Origin of the sequence: Variovorax sp. CAN15 (assembly GCF_030462475.1) — a bacterium.
In the GTDB taxonomy this organism is placed as follows: Bacteria; Pseudomonadota; Gammaproteobacteria; order Burkholderiales; family Burkholderiaceae_C; genus Variovorax.
Genome location: NZ_JASMRZ010000147.1, coordinates 1 through 5,700, shown reverse-complemented (window position 1 = coordinate 5,700; position 5,700 = coordinate 1). Strand labels below are relative to the sequence as shown.

The following is a 5,700-nucleotide window of genomic DNA, read 5'->3' as shown; positions in this document are numbered from 1 at the left end:
GTTGGTGGCCCACGCCGTGGGCATGTGGTTTAGCGCCTCGCCGCGAACGCCCACTTTCAAAACGAAGCGTCGCTCAGCGTCCCTGCGGGTGATCGGCTTTTCGAACGACTCCCATGGAGCCAGCGTGGCGGCCTGGGCGTCGAAGGACGGATCGGAGGCAAGGCCGAGTTCTCGAGCAACATCGTCCGCAAGCAGCGCGGCGGTCTTCGGGCGTACCGCCGGCGCCTTTGTCTCGCCGACGAGGATGTAGATCAAGCCCATCTTGGAGTGCCCGCCGATGCTGCTCACCTGCAATTCGTTGGTCTGGTAGAGGCGCGCGGAAACGCCCTGCGCCTTGATGGGCTCGGACCACCGCGCCTTGTCCATCGGGATCGACGGCAAGGATGCAGCGCATCCGCCAAGTGCCAGAAGAACAGGTGCAAAGAAAGAAGACAGGCGCAGCGCAAGCATTGATTGAAAGTTACTCATTGGAGAAAACGGCCAAACACATGTGTCGGCGGCGTACTTGAAATACTAACAATCACAGGACGGAGCACCGGCATGCCGGTCTCGCCCCTGCGCTTTGGCCGCGCGCTCAGGGCATGCTCCAAGCCGCAAGAAGGGTAGGGTGGACGCTCGCGCTCCACCCGTCATCCAGCAGATAGCAGGGCAACGCTGCTATGCGAAGAGGTTCAACTGCAGGCGGTTGGCGAGGATCGCTGTGCGGGCGACTTCCATGCGGTCGACGGCCAGCGACTTCGTGTCGGCAATAGCCTCCCGCGGCGCGAATACGCATTCCGTGCCCGAAGCGCCCCCGGCACCTGCACCGGACGCAGAGTGGTCCTGCTCCTCACGGGGCATCGCCGGCCGCTTGCGGAGCCGATAGTCCCAGCCTCCGAAAACGTGCGCAGGCGTCACCCAATGCGACCACTCCTCGAGAGAAAGGGAATTGCCGTGGATGACGATTCCAGGGATGCCAAGCAGAGACAGCTGAACGTAGCTCATGTGCACGGCGGTAGCGTCCACGTCGACCGCAGTGGCGTGCATCACGGCGGAGGCGTTGAGCCCGCTGTTCGCAATCTCCTCTGCACAGGCAATCAGCATGGCGCCTGCGCCGGCGGCCGGCTCGCTTATGGAGATAAATCCCTGCCGCTCCCACACGCTGCGAGCATCCACAAGCGTCACCTTGGCCATGAGCGATGCCACCGAATACGGCGTGAAAAATTGCCCGTGCGCGGCGTCTCCTAGCTCCAATGCCATGAAGAGTTCGCCCATGCAGTCGGCATGACCGCATTCCAGCCACTCGACCAGCGCGGCAAGCATCTCGCCGAAGCGAAATACCTCCTCCCGCTCGTACTTCCGGACGATTTCCATGTAGCGCGCCTCGCGCTTGGCGTACTGCGATTTGTCCACCGCATTGCTGATAGCAAGGGCCGCCAACTCGGCGAAGTCCTGAAAAACTTGAAAGAGCCGATAGCGACGCGCGTTGTCGCGAAGCAGCGAAATGAGGTGCTTCTTGTGAGCACCAGGTCCGAGAGGAGATTTGGCCATGGTTCCGCTTTTGAAGTTCGATTTATCGAAGGCTGCTGAATCAAGCGAGGTGTGGGTGTCGCTCCAAAAACTTCGCAGCCGCCCATTCGGACAGCGCGACATCCGCTCGATGAACAAGGTGATACCGCTCCTGCACTTACGACCACTTCACGAACGTCGCCCAGTCCTCGTTCTCTCGACCTTTGAAGTGCGGGGTGAGCAACACCTGTTGGCTCTCGTCGGTTTGCGCGGCCCAGACCTCGGATGCAGGAACCACGTCCTTGCGGCCCTTGATCGCGTTCCACGCCGCTGCGCTGTCGGTCGCGCGGACCATGAAATTGCCGAGTTCGAGGTGCTCTCTGGCCTGCGGGTGGTTGGTCACAGGGGTGACGGTGATGAGGTGAAAAATTGCCATGATTTCTCCATGAAAAAGATTGCGACCTGGCCCGGTTGAAGGCCTTCCTTTTGGAGTCGAACCGGAGCGGCGCTTGCGCCGTTTCCTCCTGTTCTCGCCCGGTGAACGGCGCGCGGAAGACGACGGGGGAGCAAGGGGGAGGGTCTGTAAAGGCCTTGCCTTTACGGATGCCCCCTTGCAGGCGCAGCCGGTCCGCCGGCGGCTTGCGCGCAAAGTCACCGGACAAAGCGAGAAGAGGGGGAAACGAGCGACGCGGGCGTCGATCGCGACCTGGTGCGCGAAAGCGCGCACCGCAGCGCCGAAGGCGCCTCGAATGGCCGAAGGCCGCGTCGAACAGCGTGAGACAGCAGCAGGGCTGCGCAGCTGCAGTGGAACAGCCTGCAGCTGCTCGCCGTCTCTGCGTGCAATGCACGCCTGCTGGGGGGCAAGCGGAGCGCGCAGCGCCGCAAGGCGCGGAGGCGTCAGGGATGGAAGCCCGAATGGGGCGAGACAAGCGCAGCGCCGGCTCGATGGCGAAGCCACGACAGCCCGGTCCCGGCACCGCCGGGAGACGCCCAGCCCGCAAGGCGTCGACCAATCGAACTACTGCGGCTGCTTGGCCAACTCGACCAGCGGCACCCGCGGAGATGGTTTGCGCTGCTTCCCTTCAAGCAATACGATGACCCGATGTGCTACAGCCAACAGGTCGTGCAGGACTATCGCCGTTACCTCCGTGACTACGGCGCGAGTCTGAGCATTAAGGAGTTTTTCGATTGCTTCTATCGGCGGAAGCAGGGTGAAAAAATCGCGCTTCCCAAGGGCATTGAAGACGCGTTCGTTGCCTCCAATGACGACTCCATGAGCGGCATCAAAGCACTCATCGAGGACTTCCGTGCGAGCGAAGCCACGCGGCTCGAGAAGGAGCTTGCGTCGCAGCGAGAGCGGCTTGCTGTCGCGGAAGCGAAGCTGCTGGTGAAGGTCACGAAAGGGGCGAGCGAGAGCAAGCGCATTGCGACGGACAAGATTGCCAACGCCCTGCTGAAGCTCGGTGACCTGCAACGAGCGCAGCCCGAGAAACGCGACTCGCGAATCTTCCCGGGAACCTACGCCCTGGTGCTGGTTGTCGAGGACGGGAAGCCAGTCGTCTACCCCATGCGCTATCAGTGCCGGCCCGCCGGCGCGCCAGCCTTCTACGATTCAAAATTCCCCGGAACGTACAACGCCAGACGGGACAACCTGAACGGGTTTTGGCGCAAGCAGTGGGGCCACAAACACGGAGTGGTGATTGCGACGGCGTTCTACGAGCACGTCAAACGGCATCACAACGAAGGCCGCGCGCTCCGGGAGGACGAAGACGTTGAAGACATCGTGATCGAGTTCAAGCCGCAGACGGGAGAGGAAATGTTGGTCGCCTGCCTGTGGTCGCGTTGGACGAAGCCCGGCGAGCCCGATCTGCTGTCGTTCGCTGCCATCACGGACCACCCGCCTCCCGAGGTTGCCATCGCTGGGCACGACCGCTGCATCATCCCGTTGAGGCCCGAAGATCTCAGCGCCTGGTTGTCGCCCGAAGGGCGCACGCTTGAGGAGCTGGAAGCCATCCTAGACGACCGGTTCAGGCCTTACTACGAACACCGCTTGGCCGCATAGCTGCACGGCCGCGGCCGCGGCCGCCGCAGCACGCGAAAACCCACGGCTGCCGAAGAGCAGCGCTACTCTTTGGCCAAGTCTGCGAGAACCTTCAGGTTCTCGTGCGCCCACACTTTGAAGTCGTCAACCTCGTCTTTCAGCTGCTGCAGCTGCAGGGCGTCCTCATCCTCTGCGGTGCACGATGCGAGCACCGTCTGCCACGAGCCCGCGGTAGCGCTGAAGCGTTCGAGGATCTGGGCGCGCATGACGATCAAGTGAGAGCGAATGTCCGCGCGCATATCGAGTTTCAGGTCCACGGCGTCGCGCCAAAGGGCGATGCTGTCGCGTATGCCGGCGGGGTCGAGTTCGACTTTCATCTCGCCGAGCTTACTGGGGGTTCGAAGTCCTGCGGAAAGTCGTCGTCCATGTCGGCGAGCTGCAGGAAAGAAAAAGCCTCGAGGAGCAAACCTCGAGGCCTCCAGGTCCTCAGAACCTATCAGCGAGTCGGCAGCGAACGCGGATGTTCGCGAACCACTTCGCGGCGACCGAACCGGACGCGCGAGTATTCCTCGATCCAGATGGTGCCCACTTCTGCGGGGTCAAAGCATTCCATTTGATAACTCCAAATGAGAAGTTACCGGGTTGTTCACTCCGACGAACGCCAAATGCCGTAAAGTAGGCATGTGTTCCCCAACACGTGGTTCGTCAAGTACGGTTCGACCCGCTTCACCGACCAGAGCAAAGCCCGTTCGGATCTGTTCCAGAGATCCTGACGGGCTTTTCTCATTCTTCAAATGCTTCCGAGACCCATCCCGAGTTGCTGATTGCGCGTCGCAAATTCAGTCTTCCATCCAATGATAAAGGGAAGAATCTATTCCTTCCAACACTCGTTTTTCGGCGACGCGAAAAAATTAAAATTATAAAAATACCTTTTGAATCAAACGTTTAGCCGTGAGGCTAGGTGCGTTTCGCCCCCTTGTTTGTTTGCGCAAGCCACTATCTTATTCGAGGCTCCGCAAAGATTCGGGATGCCACAATTCCTGGGTCGATTCGACTCTGTGAGATGCGAACATCGCAAACGATTTTGTGATATAGCGCCGCTCAGCGCGTCGTGAACGATCGCTGACAAGATAGTAGTGTGGTGTCGCAGGAAGACTGTATAAACGTACAGTATGTCCACGGCTCCGCCTCCGTTCGCAGAACTTCACTGCCGTTCGAACTTCACGTTTCTGCAGGGCGCGTCGCTGCCTGAAGAGTTAGTGGCCCGAGCAGCTGAGAAGCACTACTCGAGCATCGCGCTCACCGACGAAGCATCTCTCTCGGGCGTGGTGCGCGCGCACATCGAAGCCCGTGAGCGTGGGATTCATTTCATCGTGGGCAGCGAGCTGCAGCTGACGACTGCGAGCGGCACACCGTTCGCACGGGTGGTGCTGTTGGCGCAAGACCGTCGCGGGTATGGGAACCTGAGCGAGTTGATCACCTTGGCCCGCAGAAGGGCAGGAAAGGGGTCATACGTCGCCCAGGTGGCCGATGTCGAGGGCAAGACAGCCAAGGCCCCGCATCTCGCCGGCATGGCCGGCTGCTTGATCCTGCTTCTGCCGGAAAAAGACGCCGCCGAAGAGCAGATTTTTTCTCAGTGCATGTGGTTGAAGACCTGGTTCGGCAATAGGGCCTGGGTTGCCGCGTCACGCTGGCTGGAACTGGACGACGAGCTGCGTCTGTACTCGCTCGAAGTGGCGGCCCGGCGGGCCGGCCTTCCAATCGTGGCCACGGCCAGCCCGCTCATGCACTGCACCAGCAGAAAACAACTGCAGGACGTGCTCACCGGCGTGCGCGTCGGTCGTCCCGTGCAGGAATGCGGCTATGACCTGCTTTCAAACGCGCAGCAGTACCTGCGCGGCCGCGCTGTGCTGGCGGAAGAATTTCCGCACGAATGGCTCGCCGAAACCGTCGAGGTCGCGCGGCAATGCACCTTCAGCCTGGAAGAGTTGCGGTATGAGTACCCCGACGAAATCGTGCCGACCGGCGCAACGCCGGCGTCGCACCTGCGAGAGCTGACCTATCGCGGCGCTGCCGACCGCTTTCCGCAGGGCATCCCATCGAAGGTTGCGGCGCAGATCGAACACGAGTTGGCAGTGATCGCACGCCTGCAGTACSAACCGTACTTCCTG

General features: G+C 61.2%; 6 protein-coding genes. 2 read left to right on the top strand and 4 right to left on the bottom strand.

Translation table 11 applies throughout. The annotated features are described in order from the left end of the window. The 3 genes from QMO14_RS32605 to QMO14_RS32595 all read right to left on the bottom strand — a co-directional run. The coding region (locus tag QMO14_RS32605; protein ID WP_301512251.1) for a hypothetical protein at positions 1-468 on the bottom strand (468 nt) is incomplete at its 3' end. Positions 469-657: 189 nt separating this feature from the next. Beyond that, on the bottom strand, positions 658-1,647 hold the full coding sequence (locus QMO14_RS32600) for an N-6 DNA methylase (RefSeq protein ID WP_301512249.1): 990 nt from the start codon (positions 1,645-1,647) through the stop codon (positions 658-660). Between the two features lie 19 nt (positions 1,648-1,666). After that, on the bottom strand, positions 1,667-1,924 hold the full coding sequence (locus tag QMO14_RS32595) for a hypothetical protein (protein ID WP_301512247.1): 258 nt from the start codon (positions 1,922-1,924) through the stop codon (positions 1,667-1,669). A gap of 666 nt (positions 1,925-2,590) precedes the next feature. Between QMO14_RS32595 and QMO14_RS32590 the strand changes: the two genes are divergently transcribed. Continuing rightward, positions 2,591-3,550 carry an SOS response-associated peptidase family protein gene (locus QMO14_RS32590; protein WP_301512246.1) on the top strand — a complete coding sequence of 320 codons (960 nt, stop codon included), beginning with the start codon at positions 2,591-2,593 and terminating at the stop codon, positions 3,548-3,550. Positions 3,551-3,612: 62 nt separating this feature from the next. Here QMO14_RS32590 and QMO14_RS32585 read toward each other — a convergent pair whose 3' ends face one another. Further along, complete coding sequence (locus QMO14_RS32585; protein ID WP_301512244.1) at positions 3,613-3,906, bottom strand: hypothetical protein; 294 nt, start codon at positions 3,904-3,906, stop codon at positions 3,613-3,615. A gap of 795 nt (positions 3,907-4,701) precedes the next feature. On the opposite strand from QMO14_RS32585, the gene QMO14_RS32580 reads away from it, so the two are divergent. Continuing rightward, on the top strand, positions 4,702-5,700 hold a 999-nt coding region (locus QMO14_RS32580; protein ID WP_301512243.1), incomplete at its 3' end, for a PHP domain-containing protein.